Origin of the sequence: Janthinobacterium sp. 61 (genome assembly GCF_002846335.1) — a bacterium.
Classification (GTDB): domain Bacteria; phylum Pseudomonadota; class Gammaproteobacteria; order Burkholderiales; family Burkholderiaceae_D; genus Janthinobacterium.
Window position 1 is genome coordinate 2127050 of record NZ_PJMQ01000001.1, and the last position, 19561, is coordinate 2146610.

Annotated in this window: 20 protein-coding genes; 7 read left to right on the forward strand and 13 right to left on the reverse strand. The window is 61.0% G+C overall.

Annotated features, from left to right (window positions below):
• Nucleotides 1-169: 169 nt before the first annotated feature.
• The 3 genes from rimO to phaC all read right to left on the reverse strand — a co-directional run bounded on the left by rimO (nucleotide 170) and on the right by phaC (nucleotide 4243).
• Nucleotides 170-1525 carry a 30S ribosomal protein S12 methylthiotransferase RimO gene (gene rimO / locus CLU92_RS09705; RefSeq protein WP_180338631.1) on the reverse strand — a complete coding sequence of 452 codons (1356 nt, stop codon included), beginning with the start codon at nucleotides 1523-1525 and terminating at the stop codon, nucleotides 170-172.
• A gap of 192 nt (nucleotides 1526-1717) precedes the next feature.
• A complete protein-coding gene (gene phaR / locus CLU92_RS09710; RefSeq protein WP_010399000.1) occupies nucleotides 1718-2281 on the reverse strand; it encodes a polyhydroxyalkanoate synthesis repressor PhaR in 564 nt (187 codons plus the stop codon).
• 225 nt (nucleotides 2282-2506) lie between these two features.
• Nucleotides 2507-4243: a class I poly(R)-hydroxyalkanoic acid synthase gene (gene phaC, locus CLU92_RS09715; protein ID WP_180338479.1), complete on the reverse strand. Its 1737-nt coding sequence runs from the start codon at nucleotides 4241-4243 to the stop codon at nucleotides 2507-2509.
• A gap of 81 nt (nucleotides 4244-4324) precedes the next feature.
• On the opposite strand from phaC, the gene CLU92_RS09720 reads away from it, so the two are divergent.
• Entirely contained in the window at nucleotides 4325-4558 is a 234-nt protein-coding gene (locus CLU92_RS09720; protein WP_257561042.1) for a hypothetical protein, read from the forward strand.
• Between the two features lie 16 nt (nucleotides 4559-4574).
• Here CLU92_RS09720 and pgeF read toward each other — a convergent pair whose 3' ends face one another.
• Nucleotides 4575-5360: a peptidoglycan editing factor PgeF gene (gene pgeF, locus CLU92_RS09725; protein ID WP_101481729.1), complete on the reverse strand. Its 786-nt coding sequence runs from the start codon at nucleotides 5358-5360 to the stop codon at nucleotides 4575-4577.
• Nucleotides 5360-6385, reverse strand: coding sequence for an RluA family pseudouridine synthase (locus CLU92_RS09730; RefSeq protein WP_101481730.1), 1026 nt, complete (start codon nucleotides 6383-6385; stop codon nucleotides 5360-5362). Before CLU92_RS09730 ends, pgeF begins: the two co-directional genes overlap by 1 nt.
• Nucleotides 6386-6474: 89 nt before the next feature.
• Between CLU92_RS09730 and CLU92_RS09735 the strand changes: the two genes are divergently transcribed.
• Entirely contained in the window at nucleotides 6475-7278 is an 804-nt protein-coding gene (locus CLU92_RS09735; protein ID WP_071076763.1) for an outer membrane protein assembly factor BamD, read from the forward strand.
• 37 nt (nucleotides 7279-7315) lie between these two features.
• Here CLU92_RS09735 and yaaA read toward each other — a convergent pair whose 3' ends face one another.
• Nucleotides 7316-8086 (reverse strand): peroxide stress protein YaaA, encoded by a 771-nt coding sequence (yaaA, locus tag CLU92_RS09740; RefSeq protein ID WP_101481731.1) that lies wholly within the window; start codon nucleotides 8084-8086, stop codon nucleotides 7316-7318.
• Between the two features lie 30 nt (nucleotides 8087-8116).
• Between yaaA and CLU92_RS09745 the strand changes: the two genes are divergently transcribed.
• The 5 genes from CLU92_RS09745 to CLU92_RS09765 all read left to right on the forward strand — a co-directional run bounded on the left by CLU92_RS09745 (nucleotide 8117) and on the right by CLU92_RS09765 (nucleotide 12482).
• Nucleotides 8117-8551 carry a putative toxin-antitoxin system toxin component, PIN family gene (locus tag CLU92_RS09745; RefSeq protein WP_034755336.1) on the forward strand — a complete coding sequence of 145 codons (435 nt, stop codon included), beginning with the start codon at nucleotides 8117-8119 and terminating at the stop codon, nucleotides 8549-8551.
• Between the two features lie 82 nt (nucleotides 8552-8633).
• Nucleotides 8634-9812, forward strand: coding sequence for a pyridoxal phosphate-dependent aminotransferase (locus tag CLU92_RS09750; protein ID WP_101484592.1), 1179 nt, complete (start codon nucleotides 8634-8636; stop codon nucleotides 9810-9812).
• A 40-nt stretch (nucleotides 9813-9852) separates the two neighbouring features.
• Nucleotides 9853-10956 (forward strand): HD-GYP domain-containing protein, encoded by a 1104-nt coding sequence (locus CLU92_RS09755; protein ID WP_101481732.1) that lies wholly within the window; start codon nucleotides 9853-9855, stop codon nucleotides 10954-10956.
• Nucleotides 10957-11271: 315 nt separating this feature from the next.
• Nucleotides 11272-11742, forward strand: a complete 471-nt coding sequence (locus tag CLU92_RS09760) for a BLUF domain-containing protein (RefSeq protein ID WP_101481733.1) — start codon at nucleotides 11272-11274, stop codon at nucleotides 11740-11742.
• A complete protein-coding gene (locus CLU92_RS09765) occupies nucleotides 11739-12482 on the forward strand; it encodes an EAL domain-containing protein (RefSeq protein WP_101481734.1) in 744 nt (247 codons plus the stop codon). Before CLU92_RS09760 ends, CLU92_RS09765 begins: the two co-directional genes overlap by 4 nt.
• Nucleotides 12483-12892: 410 nt before the next feature.
• Here the strand turns inward: CLU92_RS09765 and CLU92_RS09770 are convergent, their stop codons facing one another.
• The 7 genes from CLU92_RS09770 to pilM are packed head-to-tail and all read right to left on the reverse strand — an operon-like array spanning nucleotide 12893 to nucleotide 19438.
• Nucleotides 12893-13981: a tetratricopeptide repeat protein gene (locus CLU92_RS09770; RefSeq protein WP_257561043.1), complete on the reverse strand. Its 1089-nt coding sequence runs from the start codon at nucleotides 13979-13981 to the stop codon at nucleotides 12893-12895.
• A gap of 17 nt (nucleotides 13982-13998) precedes the next feature.
• The gene (locus CLU92_RS09775; protein WP_101481735.1) at nucleotides 13999-14901 is read right to left on the reverse strand and encodes an ExeA family protein; all 903 of its coding nucleotides are present in this window, start codon (nucleotides 14899-14901) and stop codon (nucleotides 13999-14001) included.
• Nucleotides 14902-16686, reverse strand: coding sequence for a pilus (MSHA type) biogenesis protein MshL (gene mshL / locus CLU92_RS09780; RefSeq protein ID WP_101481736.1), 1785 nt, complete (start codon nucleotides 16684-16686; stop codon nucleotides 14902-14904). It abuts the gene before it with no gap.
• A gap of 13 nt (nucleotides 16687-16699) precedes the next feature.
• Nucleotides 16700-17098 (reverse strand): MSHA biogenesis protein MshK, encoded by a 399-nt coding sequence (locus CLU92_RS09785; RefSeq protein WP_257561044.1) that lies wholly within the window; start codon nucleotides 17096-17098, stop codon nucleotides 16700-16702.
• Nucleotides 17083-17805, reverse strand: a complete 723-nt coding sequence (locus CLU92_RS09790; protein ID WP_101481738.1) for a type II secretion system protein M — start codon at nucleotides 17803-17805, stop codon at nucleotides 17083-17085. The genes CLU92_RS09785 and CLU92_RS09790 overlap by 16 nt, the downstream gene beginning before the upstream one ends.
• Complete coding sequence (locus tag CLU92_RS09795) at nucleotides 17802-18497, reverse strand: MSHA biogenesis protein MshA (RefSeq protein ID WP_101481739.1); 696 nt, start codon at nucleotides 18495-18497, stop codon at nucleotides 17802-17804. Before CLU92_RS09795 ends, CLU92_RS09790 begins: the two co-directional genes overlap by 4 nt.
• The gene (gene pilM, locus CLU92_RS09800) at nucleotides 18494-19438 is read right to left on the reverse strand and encodes a type IV pilus biogenesis protein PilM (protein ID WP_101481740.1); all 945 of its coding nucleotides are present in this window, start codon (nucleotides 19436-19438) and stop codon (nucleotides 18494-18496) included. The genes CLU92_RS09795 and pilM overlap by 4 nt, the downstream gene beginning before the upstream one ends.
• Nucleotides 19439-19561: the final 123 nt, after the last annotated feature.

Here is a 19561-nt window from a genome sequence, read left to right on the forward strand (position 1 = left end):
GGCGGGCCAGCAATTGCTGATCCGCCTTGATTGTAAGGGCTTATGCCCTTGCCTGCCGTACGTCTGACAGAGTGTTACACCTGCATAAAAAACGTTCAGGCCAAGGCGCGCTGCCGAAGACAGTACTTTACTGTACGGCAAGGCAGCGCAACGCAGGCATGGACGTTTTTTACTCGGCGGCGCCCCACAGGTCGTGCGCATCGGCCGAAGTGATTGTCACGTCGACGAATTGACCGACCGCCAGCTTGCGGTGGGGTTCGAATGGCGGCTTCACATACACGACGCCGTCGATTTCCGGCGCGTCGGCGGACGAGCGGCCCACGCCGCCGGTGCGGGTGACTTCATCGATGAGCACGCGCACGGTCTTGCCGACCTTGGCTTGCAGGCGTTTTTTCGAAATTTCTTCCTGCAGCAGCATCACGCGGCCGCGGCGCTCTTCGCGCAGCTCTTCCGGCACGGGATTGGCGATGGCGTTGGCGGTCGCGCCTTCGACAGGCGAGTAGGCGAAGCAACCCAGGCGGTCGATCTGCGCTTCCTTGAGGAAATCGAGCAAATACTCGAATTCCTCTTCCGTTTCGCCAGGGAAACCGGCGATGAAGGTCGAGCGGATGGTCAGGTCCGGGTTGATGGCGCGCCAGGCCTGGATGCGGTCCAGGTTTTTCTCGCCGCTGGCCGGGCGCTTCATGCGTTTCAGTACGTCAGGATGCGCATGCTGCATCGGAATGTCCAGGTATGGCAGGATGTGGCCGCCGCTCATCATCGGGATGATCTGGTCGACGTGTGGGTAGGGATACACATAGTGCAAGCGCACCCAGGCGCCGTAGGACTTGGCCAGTTCGCCCAGCGCTTCCGTCAGCTGCGTCATGTGGGTCTTCACGGGACGGCCATTCCAGAAGCCGGAGCGGAATTTCACGTCCACGCCATACGCCGAGGTGTCTTGCGAAATGACCAGCAATTCCTTGACGCCGGCCTTGAACAGGTTTTCCGCTTCGATCATCAGTTCGCCGATCGGACGCGACACCAGATCACCGCGCATCGACGGGATGATGCAGAAACTGCAACGGTGGTTACAGCCTTCGGAAATTTTCAGGTAGGCATAGTGCTTCGGCGTCAGCTTGACGCCTTGCGGCGGCACCAGGTCGAGGAATGGCGCATGCGGTTTCGGCAGGTGCAAGTGGACGGAATCCATCACTTCGGCCAGCGCATGCGGACCCGTGACGGACAGCACTTTCGGGTGCACCTTCATGATGATGTCGTCGCCGGCAGCATCTTTCTTGGCGCCCAGGCAACCGGTGACGATGACCTTGCCGTTTTCAGCCAGCGCTTCGCCGATGGCGTCGAGCGACTCTTGCACGGCAGCATCGATAAAACCGCAGGTATTGACGATCACCAGATCGGCGCCAGCGTAGGATTTCGCCGTTTCGTAGCCTTCGGCGCGCAGTTGGGTCAGGATTTGTTCGGAGTCAACCAGCGCTTTCGGGCAGCCGAGCGAGACAAAGCCCACTTTCGGCGCCGCACCTGGCATGGCCAGCATGGCCTCGGGCTGGGCGGAAGGAACAGGAATACGGTGAATTTCAGACATAGTTGGCAGCTAGTAAAATGGTGAGGCGAATCGGCTATTGTACCCCGAGCCGCCCCTTGCTGGCAGAACTATGCTGTTTTGATGACGCCAATACAACTCCCGGGCACTGAATGGCCCGTGAGTGCCTGGGTTTGACTACTTCTTGTCCGTTGGGGGAACAGGCGGAACGAAGGGGAAGGTGCCGAACAGATTCTTGCTCTGGCTCTGCATCTGCTCCTGCATCTGCACGAACAGACTCTTGCTCTGGTCGATGTAGTTGTTCATCATGCCTTGCATCATAGGACCCTGAACATTCATGAACTGGGTCCACATTTCCGGGCTGAATGGCTTGCCTTCGAAACTGCCGGCCGACGTGCCAGTGAACTTGTGCTGGATATCGGTGAACGCTTGCACGTTCTTTTCCAGGTAGGATCCCATCATGCCCTGCATGGCGTGGCCATAGTAGCGGATGATCTGCGACAACACGCTGCTCGAGAACATGGGCGCGCCGTTCGCTTCTTCTTCCAAAATGATTTGCAGCAAGATGCTGCGCGTCAAATCTTCATTGGACTTGGCATCGACGACCGTAAACACTTCATTGTCCAGCACCAGCTGCTTGACGTCCGTCAAGGTGATGTAGGAACTGGTTTGCGTGTCATACAGACGGCGGTTGGGATATTTTTTAATCAGGCGGTCTATACTTTTTTTTGCACTACTCATCACAAGTTCCACTTATTGCGCCGCAGCGCGTACAGAGTTAATCCGAAAAAAAAGCGAACGTGGGTCCGCTTTCGCACCTGCCTACTTTTTCCATTATAGAGTGGAAAACGGCTCCATTGCACATCAGGGTAGTAGATTCCCGCATTTATTGCAACGCAACTAAAAGTAGATTCCTGACAAGACCGGAGATTACGCCGGTCTTGCCTGGCGAGAAGCTTTCATACACTAATCTGCCCTGACTTTAACATACCGTCCTGGCGCCGCCTCGATTGCCGCGTGCCGCTTGTTCCCCGGCTTGCCTGGCGCCTTCACCTGCGCGCCGCCGTGCTCGGCCAGGAAAGCTGCCCATTCGGGCCACCAGCTGCCCACGTGCTCGGTCGCGCCTACCATCCATTGCTCGGCGCTCAATGGCTTGGCTTTCGCCGTGCGTGGCTGGTCATTGCTCCAGTAACTGCGCTTTTTCTTCGAGGCCGGGTTGATCACGCCGGCGATATGGCCCGAGGCACCGAGGATGAAACGGTTGGCTTTCGGCTTTTTCGGATTCAGCAAGGCCGTGCTGGCGTAGGCTGCGCCCCAGGGCACGATATGGTCTTCGCGCGAACCGTAGATGAAAGCGGGCGCGTCGATGCTGCTCAAGTCGACCTGTTCGCCGGCCACCGTCAGCTTGCCCGGCACTTTCAGGCTATTTTCCAGGTAAGTGTTGCGCAGATACCAGCAAAACATGGGGCCGGGCAAACCCGTGCCGTCGCCGTTCCAGTACAGCAAGTCGAATGCGGGCGGCTCCTTGCCTTTCAGGTAATTCGACTGCACGTAGTTCCATACCAGGTCGTTCGGCCGCAGGCTGGAGAAAGTGCTGCCCAGGTCGCGCCCCGTCATCAGGCCGCCCTTGGCCAGGCTTTGCTCGCGCAACGCCACTTGCGGCTCGTCAATGAAGACGTCGAGCGCGCCCGCGTCGCAGAAATCGAGGAAAGTGGTCAAGAGGGTCAGGCTGGCGGCTGGATTCTCACCCCGCGCCTTGAGCACGGCCAGCGCCGTCGAGACGATGGTGCCGCCCACGCAAAAGCCGAACATATTGAGCTTGTCCTGGCCGGAAATGTCCTGCGTCACACGGATGGCTTCGATCACGCCTTGCTCGACGTAATCGTCCCACGTCAGGTGCTGCATGCTCATGTCCGGATTGCGCCAGGACATCAAAAACACGGTATTGCCCTGCTCCACCGCATAGCGCACGAGCGAGTTTTCCGGCTGCAAGTCAAGGATATAGAATTTATTGATGCACGGCGGCACCATCAGCAGCGGCCGCTGGTGTACCGTGGCCGTCGTCGGCGTGTACTGGATCAGCTGGAACAAGGCGTTTTCAAACACCACCGTGCCCGGCGTGGTGGCCACGTTGCGGCCCACTTCGAAGGCCGATTCGTCGGACTGCGAAATGCGGCCCTTGCCCATATCGGACAGCATGTTGCTCAAGCCCTTGGCCAGGCTTTCACCCTTGGTCTCGATCAAGGTTTGCTGGGCGTCGGGATTGGTGGCAAGAAAATTGGCAGGCGACATGGCGTCGACGATTTGCTGCACGGCAAACGCAATCTTTTGCTTCTGGTGCGGCGTCGCTTCCACGGCATCGGCCATGGCGCTGAGAAACTCCGCGTTCAGCAAATAAGCTGCCGCATTGAAGGCCGACAGGGGGCTGGCGTGCCAGGCGGGAGCGGCGAAACGGCGGTCTTTCAGCTCCGGCGCCTTGCCGGCCATAAAGTCAGTCCACAAGCCCGTCAGCTTGGCCACATAGTCATTTTTCAGTTGCTCGATCGCTTCCGGCTTGATGCTGGCGCCCGCATCCTGCAAAATGCCGGCAATCGGATTGCCTGCCGGCTGCGGTACCATGTTGAACCACGTTTTCCACTGCTCAGGATTGCTGATCTGCGCCATCCATTCCTTGGTCATCATTTGAGGATCGGGCATATTCATAAAATGTAAGTCCATTCAAGAATTAATAAATAATTACTTCCGGGCCAACTGCATGCAAACTTTTACTGACTGCCACTACTCATGATGCTCATGACCGCTGTTGCCTGGATCTATGTCGTCGGCCTCATGGCGCTGACGGAACCATCCATCGTCGCCGGGGTGATGACCTTCGTGCTGTACTGCGTCATCCCGCTGTCCATCCTATTCTATCTGACGGGCTCGCGGCGACGCAAACGCAAGGCTGAGCGCGTCGCTGAACTGAAGGCGCGCGCCCTCGCCTCAGCAGACGATAAAACAAAAACGGCAGACACATAAGTGTCTGCCGTGCAGATTACTTGCGCCAGATCAAGCTGGCCTGTCTTCCCGTGACGCCATCGCGCCGGTACGAATAAAACTGCGCCACATCGCTGACGGTGCAGTATTCCCCGCCCGCCACTTGCGCCACGCCATCACGCAGCAGCATGGTACGCGCCAGGGCATAGATATCGGCCAGGTACTTGCCCGGCTTGCCGTCGATGGCAGCGAACGCGGCGCTCAACACTTGCCGCTCGGCAGCATCACGCGCGCCATCGCGAAACGCCTGCAGCACGTCCTGCCCTACCTCGAATTGCTGCGGACCGATAGCCGGCCCCAGCCAGGCGAGGATATCCGTCGCACCTTGCGCGCGCATGCTGTCCACCGTGCGCTGCAGGACGCCGTTGGCCAGGCCGCGCCAGCCCGCGTGGGCCGCGCCGACGACCAGACCATCGCTTGAGCTGAACAGCACCGGCAGGCAATCGGCTGTCATCACCACGCACACGGCGCCCGCCTGCGTGGCGATACTGGCATCGGCATCGGGCACGCAACCGTGCAGTTTGGCTGCGTCCGCCACGGCTACGCCATGCACCTGCGACAGCCAGGCGGGCTCGGATGGCAAGATGGCCGCCAGCCGCGCGCGATTGGCGGCCACGTGCGCGGGCTCGTCGCCCACGTGCGTGCCCAGGTTCAAGCCACCGCCGCCCTGCCCGTCACCATATGGTTGCTGGCTGACGCCGCCCGCACGCACGGTCGCCAGCGCGCCCACGTTGGCGGGCAGGCCGGGCCAATGGGGTATCAGGCCAGGCAACGGTGCCGTCATCAGACCTGTTCTGGCTCGGGAATGCCCGCTGTGGCGATCAGCTCGGCGAAATCATCGGCCAGCGGCACGATCCACTCGCACGCTTCCAGGGTGCCCGGATGCACCAGACCCAGGCGGCGCGCCTGCAATGCCTGGCGCGAGAAGACGGATACCAGGTGCTGCTTGCCGTATACGGAGTCACCGACCAGTGCAAACCCCAGATGCTGCATGTGCACGCGAATCTGGTGCGTGCGGCCTGTTTCCAGGCGGCATTGCATCAGGCTGACGGGACGCCGGTCGAGTTCGCCGCTGCCGATCAATTCATAATGCGTGATGGCGGGCTTGGCGGTGAAATTCTCCGAGACGGCCATCTTGACCCGGTCGCGCGGATGGCGTGCGATGGATGCGTCGATGGTGCCCGCCATTTTCGGCGTGCCCCACACCAGCGCAAAATACTCGCGCTTGACGGTGCGCGCCTGCAACTGGCGCACCAGGTCCGTTTGCGAGGCCAGGGTCTTGCCGACCACCATCAGGCCGCTGGTATCCTTGTCCAGGCGGTGCACGATACCGGCGCGTGGCACGCCAGCCAGTTGCGGACAGTGGTGCAGCAAGCCGTTGAGCAGGGTGCCCGACCAGTTGCCGGGGCCAGGATGCACGACCAGTCCGGCCGGTTTGTTGATCACGATGATATGCTCATCTTCGTGCACGATGTTCAATTCCATCGCTTCCGGCTTAAAAGCCTCGTCTTCCGGCGCGCTTTGCGGCAGAATGACGATCTTTTCGTCGCCATAGGCGGTCATGTTGCGTTTGGCAACTTTTCCATCGACGGTCACGAAACCGGCTTCCAGCCACAATTGCAAGCGGCTGCGCGAGTATTGCGGCACCAGCTTGGAGATGACTTTATCGAGGCGGTGGCCGCAGGCGTCCGGCGTCAGTTCCAATGTAATCGGGGCCATGATCTCGAAGGCGTCGTCGGCGGCAAAATCGCCGTCAAACGCATCTTCGGCGCCATGGTCAGAAAGGGAGTCAAACGCGGAGTCAGCCAAATTAGGCTTCGGAGTTAATATCACAGCATTCCCATCGGCTATAATCAGCCTATTGTAAAATCTTGGTTAAAACCTTCTTGCAAAACGTCATGCAAAAAAAATTATCGTTGGTAGTCGCTTCAGTCGTTCTGCTCGGCATGTCCGCTTGCAGCTTGTTGCCTGAAAAAGTGGATGAGACCAAAAACTGGTCCGTTACGAAATTATACTCGGAGGCGCGTGAAGAAATGGCCGGGCAGCACTATGAAGCTGCAATCGGCCTGTTCCAGAAGCTGGAGGCTAACTATCCTTTCGGCAACTATGCTCTGCAAGCGCAGATGGAGATCGCTTACGCGTATTATAAGGCGGGAGACCAGGCGCAGGCACTGGCTGCCGTCGAACGCTTCATCAAGTTGCATCCGAACCACGCCAATGTAGACTATATGTACTACTTGCGTGGCCTGATCAGCTTTAACGATCAGATCAGCTTCCTGAACTTCCTGTACGAGCAAGACCCGACCGAGCGCGACCCGAAAGCCACGCGCGAAGCGTTTGCGGCCTTCAAGCAACTGGTCGACAAGTTTCCAAATAGCAAGTACGCGCCCGATTCGCTGGCCCGCATGAACTATTTGATCGATGCAATGGCGAAATACGAAGTGCACGTGGCGCGTTATTACTACCGCCGCGGCGCCTACCTGGCCGCCGCCAACCGCGCGCAAACGACGGTCAGCGACTTTGCCGCTTCGCCCGCCATCGAAGAAGCGCTGTTCATCATGTACCGCTCGTATGACAAGCTGGGCCTGACCGACCTGCGCGACGACACTTTGCGCGTGCTGACCAAGAACTACCCGAACACGGCATTCCTCAGCCCGGAAGGGGTGAACAAGGAACGCAAGTGGTGGAAATTCTGGCAGTAAGCTGCAATAAAAAACCGGGCTAGCCCGGTTTTTTTACTTATTCAGCTACTTTGCGCCGGAACACCCAGCTCTTATCGTTCGACGCTTCCGGCACATACGCATAGCCATCGACATCGAACTGTTTCAGCTGCTGGGGATCGCGGATCTGGTTGACGGCCGCATAGCGGGCCAGCATGCCGCGCGCACGCTTGGCGTAAAACGAGATGATTTTATACTTGCCATTCTTCCAGTCCTCGAACACGGGCGCGATGACGGGCACGTCCAGCTGGCGCGGCTTGACGGATTTGAAATATTCTTCGGAAGCCAGATTGACCAGCACTTTCGCGCCCTGCTCTTTTGCCGTGCGGTTCAGGCCATTGGTGATGGTGTCGCCCCAGAACGCATACAAATCCTTGCCGCGCGCGGTCGACAGGCGCGTGCCCATTTCCAGGCGGTGCGGGTGGATCAGGTCCAGCGGGCGCAGCAAGCCGTACAGACCCGATAAAATACGCACGCGCGACTGGGCATAGTCGAGCTGTGCAGGCTGCAGGCTGCGCGCCTCGAAACCGGCATACACGTCGCCATTGAAGGCCATGATGGCCTGGCGCGCTTCCGCCAGCTTGGGCGTCCAGGAGGCGTAACGGGCCACGTTGAGAGCGGACAAGGCGTCGGAAATGCCCATCAGGCTACCCACTTCGGCGGGCGAGAACTGACGCATGCGCTCGATGAGCTGGGCGGAATGGTCGAGAAAATCGGGAGTGCTGTGCAACGAGGTTGTTGGCGGCGTCTCCAGGTCGAGACTCTTGGCGGGCGAAAGCACGATCAACATAAATTATCACTACAGAATAGAATTGCCGACATGATACCTGCTCCACAAAAACTCGTCCTCGACACCAACGTTTGCCTCGACCTCTTCGTCTTCAACGACCCCCGCTGGGCGGGCCTGCTGGCGGCCATGGAAAGCGGCGCCGTGCACGCCATCACGCGCGAAGATTGCCGCGCGGAATATCTTGTCGTATTGCATTACAAACACCTGCCGCTCGACGAAGCCAGCCGCGCGGTTGCCGCCGCCCGCTTCGACGCCCACATCACGGTGGTGGCGCCGCCCGTCTCCGGCGTGCGCCTGCCCGTCTGCACGGACAAGGATGACCAGAAATTCCTCGAACTGGCGCGCGACGCCAACGCCGACATTCTCATCACCAAGGACAAGGCCCTGCTGAAACTGGCCCGCAAGACGGCCAAGGCCGGCATGTTCAAGATCATGGTGCCGGAAGGCTGGGCCTTACCAGGCTGAGCCATCGCGGCCTGCACGGATCGACACGCGCTGCGCTAGAATGAGACACGATTCCACTTTGCGCACCGCGACCCTACCGTTCATGAACAGCCAGTCCCTGCCCCATCTGACTCCCAGCCTGACCTCCCGCTTGCCTCTAGTGGGCACCACCGTATTTACCCGCATGTCCAGCCTGGCGGCCCAGCATGGTGCCGTCAACCTTGGCCAGGGCTTTCCCGACTTCGATTGCGACCCCGCCCTGGTCGATCTCGTCAGCAATGCCATGCGCGCCGGCCACAACCAGTATCCGATGATGACGGGCGCCGCCCCCTTGCGCGAAGCGATTGCCGCGAAGATCGCCAGCCTGTACGGCCACAGCTATGATGCGGGCACGGAGATCACCGTCACGGCCGGCGCCACGCAGGCGCTCACCACGGCCATACTGTGCTGCGTGCACCCGGGCGACGAAGTCATCGTCATCGAACCGGCCTACGACAGCTACCTGCCCGCCATCGCGCTGGCCGGCGGCGTGCCCGTGCTGGTAGCCATGCAAGTGGGTGAGCAAGGCTACAGCGTGCCCTGGGACAAGCTGGCCGCGGCCGTCAGCCCCAGGACGCGCTTGATCATCATCAATACGCCCCACAACCCGACTGGCACCATACTGCGTCCTGCCGATGTGGCGGCGCTGGCCGACATCGTGCGCGGCACGCAAATGTTGATCCTCTCCGACGAAGTGTACGAACACATGGTGTACGACGGCGTGCCGCACGCTTCGCTCTCACGCCATCCGGAACTGGCGGCGCGCAGCTTCATCGTCTCCAGCTTCGGCAAGACGTATCACGTGACGGGCTGGAAAGTGGGCTATGTGGCGGCACCGTTGGCCCTGACGGCGGAATTTCGCAAGGTGCACCAGTACAACGTTTTTTCCGTCAACACGCCGATGCAGCACGGCATTGCCGGCTACATGGCCAAGCCGCAGCCCTACCTGGACTTGCCCGCGTTTTACCAGCGCAAGCGCGATTTGTTCCGCGACGGCATGGCCGGAAGCCGCTTCACCCTGCTGCCGGCCGACGGCACGTATTTCCAGTGCGTGCGCTACGATGCCATTTCGCAAGAGACCGAAGCGCAGTTTGCCGAATGGCTGACGACCGAGATCAAGGTGGCCGCCATTCCTGTCTCCGCGTTTTACGCGCAAGGCAAGGAGTCAAACATCGTGCGTTTCTGCTTTGCCAAGCAGGACGACACCTTGCGCCTGGCGCTGGAGCGCCTGCGCAGCATATAACTGGGTACCGCTCCGCCACGTCGGAGCAAAGGATGACAGCATGGTACAACGTCGCATCGGCCCGGCCGACCTGGTTCCCGGCGAACCCCTGCCCTGGGATCTGTATCTGGCTGACCATAGTGCCGGCCCGCAACTGCGCAAGGGGCAGATCATCACCGACGGCACGCAGTTGGGCCGTTTGCTGCAGCTGGGCCTGTATGTGGGCACGCCCGAGCAGCCGTCCGTCTTGCGCCTGGTCAACGAGGCGGCGCAGCGCCTGGAACGCCTGCTGCTGGACTTGCGCAGCGAAAGCAATGCCGAGCGCGACGTGCGCGACATCGCCCGCGACCTGCTGCGCGCACTCGAGCACGATGCCGACATCTCCCTGGCCAGCATCTTGCTCAACCAGATCGCCGGCACCTACGCCGTGCGCCACTGCATCGAAACGGCGCTGCTGGCCATGCTGGTGGGGCGCAGCATGCACAAGTCCCACGATGAACTCATACTGATCGGTGCCGCCGCGCTGACGATGAACGTGGGCATGTTGCGCCACCACGACAGCTTCCAGGACCGGCGCGGCCCCCTGAATGACGAAGAAATGCGCATCGTGCGCAAGCATCCGCAGGAAAGCACGGAACTGCTGCGCTGCGCCGGCGTCGACGACGAGGAATGGCTCAGTTGCGTGCTCTTGCACCATGAAAACGACGACGGCAGCGGCTACCCGCAAGGACGCACGGCCGATGAAATCCTGCAAAACGCCAAGCTGATCGGCCTGGCCGACCGCTATTGCGCCCGCGTCTCCGCGCGCAACTACCGCCGCTCCATCGTCCCCGACCAGGCGCTGCAGCATACCTTTCTCGACCAGGGCATGCCCATTGACCCGTTGCTGGGAGAACAGTTTGTCAAGCTGCTGGGCAAATATCCGCCCGGCACATTGGTCCGCCTGCGCAGCGGCGAACTGGGCGTCGTCACGCAACGGGGCGCCGCCCACGTGCATCCGCTGAGCGACCCGCTGGGCGCGCCGCTGGCCGCCGCCGAGCTGGCGCAACTGTCTCCCCGCGACACGGCCGACAGCCGCTTTGCCATCGTTTCGTCGCTGCATGAAGACGATGTCGGCTTGCATTTCAGCATGCGGAATGTGTGGGGCGATGAGGCGCGGCTGTAGCGCTGCTACAGGAACGCAAATTCAGAACTCTGGCGCATGTGTGGCCGTCGATTCCCGCAATCAGCCATCCAACGCCAGTGGAACACTGCTGGATCCTGCGCCTCAGTCCTGGCATGAGCGTGTGAATTGATACGTTTCCTACCGCACAGTTGCACTCAGCGTATCAAACAGCGGATGTGATTTTTTCTTTCGCCATGTTCTACATCATGTTGCACATGGAAAACTTATGAGACCGCGCGGAATTCCCCGTGTACACTCGTTCAGGCACCTGCCTTTCACATGGAGAGGTCAGCGATTAACCGCAGAGGTCATTCAATGAACATGCTCACTCATCTCATTTATGCAAGCACCTCTCCTCGCGAATTCGACAGGCAAGAACTCTTGATATTGCTAAAGAAGGCGCGTGCGGCAAATGCCATGCTCGACATAACAGGCATGCTTCTGTACGAAAACAAAAACTTCTTTCAGGTGCTGGAAGGATCCGAGTCGGCAGTCATGCAGCTGTTCGAAGAAATCTCCGCAGACAAGCGCCATCAAGCCATCGTCCGTATCATCCAGGAGCCCATCGCCAAGCGTTCCTTTTGCGATTGGACAATGTCCTTTTCGAACGTTTCTCGTGAAGAACTTTGCAATATCGAGGGGTTGAACGACTTCTTCGAAGGCAATTCGGTATTTTTGCAATTGGACGGCGGGAGAGCGAAGAAACTCCTGGCGGCATTCCAGCGCGGACGTTGGCGGCACAAGTTGGCCCCGCATCCAACGATGGCATTGGAGCATGTTGCATGACCGCCATCTTTACACCTTGCAATTCAGAGAGCCATGCCGCATCGATTGAATTCGGACATGCTTTCCAGCCCATTATCGACGTGGCCGCTCACAGGATTGTCTCGTATGAAGCGCTCATACGTGGAGCTCACGGCGAAGCAGCATCGCAAGTGTTCAGCTCTGTGGCACCAGAGGATATGCATCGCTTCGATGCCGCCGGCCGCGTGGAGGCAATCCGGCTGGCTGCCCAGCTAGGTATCGGCTGCGATCTCAACCTGAATCTATTGCCACAAAGCCTGCTGCTTTCCTCGTCGTCAATCGACAGCATGCTCGATGCCGCCGCAGAGTGCGGGCTTCCTGTCAGGCGCCTCGTGATCGAGGTTGCCGAAGGTGAAATGATACATGATCACGCACGCTTCTCTCAACTGATCAACGTGTATCGCAGGGCAGGTTTGAAGGTATCCATCGATGATTTTGGCGCTGGATATTCGGGCTTGAATTTGCTGGCGGAACTCCAGCCCGACCAGATCAAGATGGATATGGCTTTAATACGCGGCATAGAAAGCAACGGTCCCAGACAGGCCATCGTGCGGGCGATTGCCAGTGTATGTATCGATCTTGGCATTGATTTAATGGCCGAGGGCGTTGAAACACTGGATGAGTTCCAATGGCTGAGGGGTGAAGGCATACAGCTTTTTCAGGGTTATTTGTTTGCGAAACCCAGTTTCACGAGCCTTCCACCAGCGCAATTTCCAGACTGATTCCACGATTCATTGGCAACAATAAAATGCTCTTCGAACTGGCAAGCGACGCCAATCATAGCCTCAGCAACATTGAGCAACACTAGCGCCGGGGCATAAGTTCACTTGAGAGCACCAACGAAGTCTGGCGGTCAATGGCAATGCCATGACAGTCTCCACTTGCCTTCTTTAAAAGCCCCTAATACTGTCTTGGCCCTGCCCTTCGTAGTCATGACACATGCACGACGGGAGCAACGTTCACTACCTCCGTGGTCGTAAAGCACACAGTATTGGGGGCATCGGGGAATGTCCAGGCAGTGGTCATCTTGTTTGCGGGATCATCCGCTTCAGTCAAGTGGTACAAGTCCATCCCCCCATAGCTTGCGATGCTGCTTGCAGGGGGAGATGAAAGTTGTGCGCTAGGCCAGCGCTTATTTGGCGGTCGCCGCCGTCAACTGCACCAGCTTGCGCTCGACAAACGCCTGCAGCTGGGGCGACAGGGTTTGCAAGCCCTTGGCCCGTTCGTAGGCCTGGCGCGCCTGGGCCGGATGGTTGTCGGCTTGCAGGGCTATCCCCAGGCCCATCCACCATATGCTGTTGTCGGGCGCCGCCTGCAGGGCCAGCTGGTATTGCTCGGCTGCTTCGCGGTAGCGCTGTTCGCGCTGCAGCACGCCGGCCAGGAAGGCGCGGTAGTCGCCGTTATCGGAAGCATGTGGCAGGCTGCGCATCAGGGTATCGAGGGCGGCTGGGCCGTTGGCCTTGTCCAGCTGCAAACGGGCCAGCATCATCGCCTGCGCCGGCTGTTTCGGGTCCAATGCCAAACTCAGCTGCAATTGGCGGGCTGCGTCATCGGGGCGCTGCGCTTCGAGCAGCAGGCGCACCAGGGTTTCGCGTGCACCCTGGTGGCGCGGGTCCAGCTGCAGGGTCTGCTGCAAGGCCAGCATGGCGTCGGAGACGCGGCCATCCTGCAACTGGGCCAGCGCGCGCCGGTATTCATTTTCCACGCGCTGCTGGGGCGTAACTTGTTTTCCGTCCAGGATACGCTCGCTGGCGGCGGGCACTGCCGTCTTCACCACGGGGACAGGGACTGGGACAGGCCTGGCAGGTTTTCCCGTGATGCGGCGCAACTCCGCAGCACGCACCTCGGCGGACGCGGGGACGGCCTCCTCGGCAAGGAACACGGGCTCGGGTTTTGCTGCCACGACGGGCGCCGCCGGGGCGGCCACCACCGGTGTGGGCGCTGCGGCGACGGGCACAGGTACGGGCACCGGCGCAGGCGCCGGGGCCAAGGCCGGGATGTTGGCCACGCTGACCAGCACGGGCGGCACGGGCGGGCGTTTCAGGTAGACCCAGCCCAGGGCGATGGCGGCGGCCGTCAGGCCGGCCGCACCGCCGAAGACCAGCGCGCGAGAGACACCCCGCTCGCGTTCGGGCACGGAGCGGATGCCGGCCGCGTCGCCGCGTCCATCGGGGGTGCCGCGTGCATCGAGGTCTTGCAACATCTTGTTAATCAGGCTCATCTACAGGCTCATCTTCGTCATCGGTTCAATAAGGTCCAGCTCACGCCGCAAGCGGCGGCCAGCACACCGGCGCCGGCCAGCCACGGCCAAGGCTTCTGCCAAAAGCGGGCCTTGCTGGCCAGGGTATCGCTGGCGGCCAGCGCCACGTGGCGGCCGCTGACTTGCTGGCGGCCTTCGCCGTACGCCACCATCAGCGCCTTGTGCGCCATGATGTTGATCAGGCGCGGGATGCCTCCGGACGCCTTGTACAGCTTGCTCACGCCGCCACGGCTGAACAGGCGCGCGCCATCGAAACCGGCCACGCGCAGGCGGTGCGCCACATAAAAATCCACGTCGTCGCGGCACAAAGGCCCCAGGTGATAGTGAAAGGTGATGCGCTGCGCCAGCTGGCGGATTTCCGGCAGGGCCAGCTTGACGTCCAGCTCGGGCTGGCCGAACAGCACGATTTGCAGCAGCTTGCGCTTTTCCGTTTCCAGGTTCGTCAGCAGGCGCAAGGCCTCCAGGCTGTCGACGGGAATCGCCTGCGCTTCATCCAGGCACAGCAGCACGCGCTTGCCCTGCGCCGCCAGGTTGAGCAAGCGCAGGTTGAGCGACTTGAGGAGCTGATGCTGGTCAGCATCTTTCTCCAGCAGCACATCGAGGTCGTCGGCCAGCGCCAGGATCAGCGAACGGGGCGGCAAGTTCGGATTCGGGATGTAGGCCGTGACGAAATCCGGGCCCAGGGATTGCATGAACTTGCGGCACAGAAAAGTCTTGCCGGTACCCACTTCGCCAGTGATCTTGATGAAGCCCTCGCCATTGCGCGCCGCCACCAGCAAGGTGTTGAGCGCCTTTTGCGATTGCGGGCCGTTGAAGAAGAAACTGGTATCGGGCGTGAGGCCGAACGGCGCCTCACGCAAGCCGAAATGGGCCTGGTACATTTAGCGCCGCTCCGAAGGACGGCGCGGGTCGAGCGCCTCGATGCGCCGGCCCGAATCGAGCAAGTCCTCGTTCCAGCTGTTGGCGCCCTCGACGATGGTGGGCTTGATCAGCACCACCAGTTCGCGCTTCTGGATCACTTGCCCCGTATTGCGGAACAAGGCACCCAGCACGGGAATATCGCCCGCGCCCGGCACTTGCGAGCGGTCCGAGGTGGTGGCCTGGCGCATCAGCCCGCCGATGGCGACAATACGTCCATCCTGGCTGCGCACCATGCTGTCCATCTCCGAGGTGCTGGAAGCGGCCAGTGGCAATTTCAGCGAACCGGCACTGCCCAGGTCGATTTGCTTGTTGACGGTCGTCACCTGGCTGACGGACGGGTGCACGTGCAGGATGATGTTGCCCTGTTCGTCGATCTGCGGCGTCACGTCCAGCACCACACCGGAAAAGAATGGCTGCAGGGTGACGTTCGGGCTGGAGGTGGTGCCGCCCGTGGTGCCGGTCGACGTCACGGTGGTGCTCACGCCGGTGACGAAGAATTCGTCCGTGCCTATTTTCAGCACGGCCTTCTGGTTGTTCATGGTGGCGATGCGCGGGCTCGACAGCACGTGCACGGCGCCCTGCGACTCCAGGAAGGTAATCATGGCGGCAAAGTTGGCAGTCTGAAAGGCCAGACCGAACATCGAACCGGCCGCTGTGGCCGCAGAGCTCAAGCCAAAACCGCTGCTGGCCGTCAGCCCGTTGCCATTCGTCATGTTCGGCGGCTGGCCGCCGTTGAACGGCAGCGGCGCCAGGGTGCCGCCCGGCTGGATGAAGCCCGTCGAAATGCGATTCGTGTGGCCGCTCTTGATGGAGGCAAACGAAGCCCAGTTGATGCCGGTCTGGAAATTATCGTTCAGTTCCACTTCGAGAATCTTGGCTTCCAGGATCACCTGGCGGTCCACCGACAGCTGCGTCGCCTTCAGGTACAGGTCGACGGCGCGCAATTCCTCTGGCATGCCGCGCACGACGACGACGCCTGACTGCGGGCTGATCACCACCTTGCGGCCGTCGGCAGTGCCACCGATGATGGCGCCCAGCGACTCTTTCAGTTCGGCCCAAAAATTGCTGTCGGACGTGGTGCTCAGGTTGGAACTGTCCTGCACCACTTGCTCGCCCGGCTGGCCAGGCTGCTGCTGGTTCTGCTGCGACTGCTGGCCGTTGTTGCCCCCGCTCTGGCCGCTGTTGCTGATGCCGGCATTCGACACCGACGTCGAGGACACGCGCAAATTCGACGTGCCCTTGCGGTTGCCCGTCAGGTAATTGACCTGAAACATGCGGGTTTGCATGGTGAGGGGCCGTATCGAAATGCGCGTGCCATCGACCTTGTAATCATAGCCATACATCTCGCGCATGGCGTCAAGCGCCTCGAACAGGGTCACATCTTTCAGGTTGGCGGAAATGCTGCCCTGCACATCCGGATGCACGAGCATGTTGTAGCGCGTGCCGTTGACGAGCGAGTGAAAGAACTGGCGTGCCGGAACGTTGTTGAACGCGACATTGAAACGCTCGTCCAGCACGCCGCGCGCCTTCGGCAACTGCGCGGCCAGCGCGGACGCCGGCGGCAACAGTGCGTTTTCCACCGCAGCCGATTGCGCCGCCGGGCTGGTGGTGGCCACTGCGCCTGCCACCTGCTCCTTGATTGCATTGTAGGTGTCGCGCTTCACAGGCGCGACGTTGCAGGCACACAAACCCGCTGCAAGTCCCAGGACGCTTGCCCGCTTGCTTATTTCAAATATCTTACGCATTCCCGCCTTGTGTTTATTGGGTGACATGAACCTGTTTCCTTCGTACATGCATTGCATCATTCGCATCGACCGTCTTCGGGTACAGCCGCAGCGTTTCCAAGGTCTTGCCGCGCCGCAGCGCCACGCTCGCCTCGTCTATGCTGACGACGACAGCGCCGCCCACCTTGTCGCCCGCGCGCACGCTGCGGCCATCGATCACGGCCAGGCGCCGTCCGCCAGGCTGATGGGAGATCAACACCGATTGCAGCTGCGGCCGCGCCGCGCGGGCGGACACGGCACTGCCCTCGACAGGCGCCGCATCGGGCGGTCTGGTCGGATCGACCAGGCCCTGTCCAAAGGCCCATGGCGCCAAGGCCAGCAGCACAGTACCAACAGCGGCGCAGCGCCTGGCGCGCATCACAGCGCGATCCATTTCTCGTCCAGGCTGAGCGTGTACAGGGTCAGGCTCAGCGTGGCATTCGGGTACTGCTCGACTTGCATATTGACCTTGCCCCAGAACACATGGGCCGGCATGGCCTCCACGGCATCCATATAATTCACCATATCCAGATAATTCCCACGCAATACGATTTCCACACCATGACGGTATAGCAAGGCCGGCGCCTTCGCCGGTTCGGCATCCGCTGGCGACTGCCCGGCAGGCGCGGCCGCAGGTGCGGACGGCGCCGCCTTGGTGGCGACATGGCCGCCCTGCCCCATGGCGCCGGATGGCAATGTGGCCAGCGACACCAGGCGCAAGTTGGCCTGCTGTTTCAGCAATTGCTGCAGCATCGGCACGATGCGCTCGGGCGCCACCAGGCCGTTTTGCGTCGCTTGCAGGGATTGCCGCATCTGCTGGACTTCCTGCCTGATCCGTTCGAGCCGGATGCGGTCCTGCTGGTTGGGGTCGCCCGCATGCGCTGCCATCCTTTGCGCCATCTCGACATCGATGGCCGCGACGGCCTGCTGACGCTGGGCAATCGTGTCGGCCAGCGCCTTGCGCCTGGTCAACAGCGGATCGACGAACAGATAAACAACCATGAAAATCAGCAGCCCGGCACTGGCGCCAAAGACCATGATCCGTTCCCGCACGCTGAGCGCATCAAATTTCAGGGCAAATTGTTGCCATTGCTGTTTCATTGCTTGACCGCCCCTGCATCGCTGGCGGGTGCCGCCGACGATTGCAAACTGAATTCGATAAAGCGCGGCGCCGGTGCCGCCACGGCAGCGGCCGGCGCTGCGCCTGGCAATGCTGGCGCTGAGACGGCGGCCTGGGCAGGAAGCTGAGCGGTGGCCATGTCCAGGCGCGCGAACGATTTGCCTTGCAACGCCGATTCCCTGGACAGGGCGCTGATGTACTGGGGCAGCAAGTCCGGCTGCACGACGCGCCCCCGCAAGCCAATTTCCTTGCCGGCGCCGGCGATGCTCGCCCCCGTCAGCCACAAGCCATTGACTCTGGCGCGCGCGAAGGCGCGGAAATAATCGGCATAGCCCTGTGTATTGCCCAGTTCGCCGCCCTGCAGAATTTGCCCGGCTTCCAGCAAGGCGCCGCGGTCAGCCTCTGCCTGGCCCAGCGCGCCCGCGATCAGCGGGTCCTTGCCGGGCACGGGAAACCGCGCGAACACATCCGCCCGCCGCGCCTCGCGTGCATCGAGCACGACCTTGGCGTCGGCCGCCGTCCGCTCCAGCGCGGCCACCTGGCGCGCGCCGAACCAGACCACTGCCACACTGGCGGCAAGGACCAGACCCAGGCCACGCAGCAAGCCCACCGCCGACATCGCCTGCTTCTGTTTTTCAAACGCGGGGTTGAACAGATTGATTTGCTGGCTCACGCTGGCATCTCCTCCTGCCGCAGGGCCGCACCCAGGGCCAGGAAAAAGCGCGCCTGGCCGGCAGCGGCCAACAGGTCCGGCACCTTGGAAAAATCAAACAGGGCCGTCAGATCCAGCGCCTCGACCGGCATGTACAAATTGTCTGCCAGGTAAGCATGCAGGCCGTCGCTGCCGGTCGGCGCCAGAACCAGCCTGGCAACGGAAATAAAATGAAATTGACGGTCGAAATGGTCAAAGGAACGCTGCAGTTCCAGCGTGATCCTGTCGTAATACTGCTGCCGCTGTGTGTCGCTGGTATCGGCCAGCTGCGCCACGGTCACGTCGATGCGGCGCGCCAGATACAGTTCCCCATCGAACGTCACGGTCAACAGCCCCCCTTCGTCATCGAAAGACAGCATGGCCAGGCCGCGTCCCGGCGTTTCCATCAAGCCCGCGATATTTCGCTGGGCCATTTCCGGGATATCGATGACCGACAGGGCGATCTTGCTTTCGCCATACAGCGCCTGGCGCTGGGCCACGGCAGTGTTGCGCGCCGCGACGGCGAACAGCGATTGCGCGCGTCCCGGCCCGTTCTTGTCGGCGGGAATATCGATGACGTCGACGGTGGCGTCCGCCGCAGGAAAGTCGATCATGTCCTTCAGGCGCCAGCGGACGGCGGTCTTGAGCTCGTCCGGCGGCACGTTCGGCGCGTCGAGCGTCAGTATCTGATACTCGCCCGCGCCGAGCAAAGTGGTGTTTCGATAAGACTGGGCATGCACATCCCGGTTCATTTTTTCCAGGGTCGCCGCCGCCAGCGGCTTGCGTCCGGGATACATGACCGCCGCCTGCACCAGCGGCTTGTCATCCGCGCGCCGCTTGACCACGGCAGCGCACACGCCTTCCGCTGACAATGATGTCGCCAGCCAACCCTCGTATTTTTTTGCTTTTGCGAATAAACCCATGCCACCGATCCAGATAATGAAATGCTACGACAGCGGTGCCGTCCGAATGATGCATTCAGTCAATTTTAATTCATAGCAGGTATGAACAGGTTAAAAAAGAAAACATTGGCAACACATTTACAG